Origin of the sequence: Candidatus Protofrankia californiensis, assembly GCF_900634765.1 — a bacterium.
GTDB classification, from domain to species: domain Bacteria; phylum Actinomycetota; class Actinomycetes; order Frankiales; family Frankiaceae; genus Protofrankia; species Protofrankia californiensis.
In genome coordinates this window covers 20273-23364 of sequence record NZ_CAAAFT010000117.1, presented here as the reverse complement: position 1 = coordinate 23364, position 3092 = coordinate 20273, and the positions used below count along the sequence as shown (strand labels likewise).

Annotated in this window: 3 protein-coding genes and 1 pseudogene; all 4 read left to right on the top strand. The window is 63.8% G+C overall.

The window, feature by feature from the left end:
• Positions 1-565: hypothetical protein (locus tag DD1DGNOD_RS27835; RefSeq protein ID WP_206442998.1), on the top strand; the 565-nt coding region annotated here is incomplete at its 5' end.
• Between the two features lie 2 nt (positions 566-567).
• Entirely contained in the window at positions 568-975 is a 408-nt protein-coding gene (locus DD1DGNOD_RS07000) for a hypothetical protein (RefSeq protein WP_131765753.1), read from the top strand.
• A gap of 118 nt (positions 976-1093) precedes the next feature.
• Positions 1094-1444, top strand: a complete 351-nt coding sequence (locus DD1DGNOD_RS28910) for an RHS repeat protein (protein WP_131765752.1) — start codon at positions 1094-1096, stop codon at positions 1442-1444.
• Positions 1445-2627: 1183 nt separating this feature from the next.
• A pseudogene (locus DD1DGNOD_RS31080) lies at positions 2628-2945 on the top strand (RHS repeat-associated core domain-containing protein); the annotation flags it as partial.
• Positions 2946-3092 lie beyond the last annotated feature (147 nt).

Here is a 3092-nt window from a genome sequence, read left to right as displayed (position 1 = left end):
GGGCCGTGGGCTGGCACGCGGCGAGGGCGTGAAGCTCGTCGGCGCCGGACTGCGCACCCTCCGCGGCACAGCCCTCCGCCAGGCACGCGAAGTCCGGAATAGTCTTGCCAGTCCGTCGTCAACTTTGCTGGCCTTTCGCCATGCGGACCGTGATCCGCTTAGGCGTTGGGGGACAGCACGTGAGACCCATCCCGTTGAATGGGAGACCTCACTCGAAGAGGCTCGCAATGCAGGAGTGGAGGTTCGAATCCGTAAAGGTGCTATGTGCTATGCTCCAGAAACTGTCGCTGGCCGTCCGGGTCAGCTGATGCTTGATTCTGACAGTTCAATCGGAGCCCTTCGGCACGAAATGCAGCACTTGCGCGATGACCAGGCCGCGGGTTGGCTTGGATACCAGGGTCACATGTCCGATCCGCGTGCCGCGTACGAGATGGAGGAACGCGCATACACGGTGGAGATTGAATACGCAGAGTCCATCGGTGATTACGAGTCCGCTGATATCCTTCGACATTCACTGGAGGAAGAACGGAGCCACTATCTGGGTGATCCCCACGGAGGCGCTTAAACATGTTTGACGAAAATCCTCAGTTCGACGGAAAGTCGACCGACGAGCTCCTTGCTATTATCACGGATGGTCATGGTGTAATCGATCGTGGTAACGCAATCATTGCTCTTGGGAGAAGATTGGAAAAAGAACCGGAACTCGTTGGTGTCCTAGAATCTCTCGCGCGTTCACCCGAAATGCGTAGCCTGCGTATTTTTCATGCTGCGTCGCTCGCGTACTTCGTTATTGGGGCTCTTGTTCGGCTCGGCACCCCAGAGTCCCTCCAAGCGGCCCGGCGCGGTATGGATGGTCTATCCGATGTTGATCTCGAAGGGCTCGAGTTCTTCCTGCGCTCCGGCGGCTGGTCGTTGACTCAGGAAAACACCGGTGGCACATCCGCTTCGTTCCCGGGAGATGTGGCTTCCAGCTGATCAATTTTCTTCGTCCTTCATGCGGCGTCCTGAGCGCGGCGGACCTCGCGGACGGCTCGCTGAGGTCGTCAACTCCTAGGGCCGGCCATCGCGGTTCGACTACAACTCCGACAGGCACATGATCTGCTGGGCGGATCGCAACGGCACCGAGTACGTCTACACCTACGACGACGCCGGTCGGATGGTGTGCACCGCGGGCTCCGCCGGTTGCCTCGACGGGGCGATCATCTACGACACGGCCCGCTATGTCACGGTGGAGACCAACTCGCTGGGTCACACCACCGAGTACCATTTCAACGACACAATGCAGCTCCAGCGGCAGGTCGATCCGCTCGACCATGTCACCACCTACGAGTGGGACTGTTACGCGCGTAAGCTTGCCGAGACCGATCCGCTCGGCGTGGTCACCTCCTACAAGCGGGACGCCTGCGGTCGCGTGGTCGCCGTGACCGACCCGATCGGTGGGTAACCCGGTTCACCTGGACGATCGAGGGCAAGATTGCTTCCCGCGCTCTGCCGGGCGGCGCCGTCGAGCGCTGGACCTACGACGGGGAGGGCAACCTCGTCGAGCACGTCGACGCGGCCGGGCTGGTGACCCGCACCGAGGCCACGCACTTCGACCTTCCCGCCGCGCGGACCGGTCCGGACGGGGCGCAGCTGGCCTTCGCCTACGACACCGAGCTGCGGCTGGTCTGACGGTACGACTACAACGCTGCCGGGAACCTCGTGCGAGAGACCGACTTCAACGGACGCGTGCTGGCCTACGGTTATGACGCGGCCGGCCAGCTCGTCGAACGCACCAACGGCGCCGGTGAGACCGTGCGTTTCACCTGCGACGAAGCCGGCCGCGAGATGCAGTCCACGGCACCGACTGGCAGGAGCGCTACGCCTACGACACGGCGGGGAACATCACCGACGCGTCCTGGCCGCTGCCCCCGCCACACGACGGGCACGACGGCCGCGACGGGCTGGACACCGCCGCGCAGGGCGGACGGGAGTACGCCGGCACGCTGCTCCGCCGCGCTGGCGGTGTCCGTTACGAACACGACGGTCAGGGTCGGGTGACGCTGCGCCAGCACAAGCGGCTGTCGGCGAAGCCGCGTACCTGGCGGTACACCTGGGACGCCGACGACCGGCTGACCGGTGTGACCACACCGGACGGCCAGCGTTGGCGTTACCGGTACGACCCGTTCGGCCGGCGGATCGCCAAACAGCACCTCACCGCCAATAACACTGTCAACGACGGTGGCGCCACGGGTGCCGGCAATGACGGTGGTGTGGCCGAGCGAGTCGACTTCGTCTGGGACGGTGTTGTGCTCGCCGAACAGCACCGCACGGTCAGGGACGACCCAGCAGCCCGCGTCACCACCTGGAATTGGGCACCCGGCGGCTTCCGCCCCCTCATCCAGTCCGAATGTCACCTAACCATCAAGGTCACAGATAACACAGCTCCAGCTCCAGATGGCACAGCTGTAGACGGGAAGGCCGGAAACGACATCGCCACCGGCAATGTCGCCACACACGGTGCCGCCACCTCCGACCACACCGCAGACGGGCATGCCGACCAGATCCCCGGTGACCACGCTGACTCAGCCCACGCTGGTACCGGCCATGCTGTCGGTGATCATGCTGGCAGAAGCGTCGGCGACGGCGCCGACCAGGCGTGGTTCGATGTCCGGTTCCACGCCATCGTCACCGACCTCGTCGGCACCCCCACCGACCTCGTCGACCCCGACGGCGAGCTCGCCTGGCACGCCCGGACCACCCTGTGGGGCGCCAACCCAGCACCCACCAACGGTGGTGACATCGACTGCCCCCCGCGGTTCCCCGGCCAGTACCACGACCGGGAAACCGGCGCCCACTACAACTACTTCCGCTACTACGACCCCGAAACCACCCGCTACGACTCCACCGACCCCCACACCTACGTCCCCAATCCCCTCGGCTGGCTCGACCCTCTCGGCCTCGCACCATATAAGGTAACTGTCTATCATTACACTGACAGGGTTGGATACAATGCTATACGTGGCAGTAATCCATACCACATCAAGCCGGGCGCGTCGAAGAATGGATCCGGACCCTTCTTTACTGATTTAAGCCCGGATGATTCGTCTAGG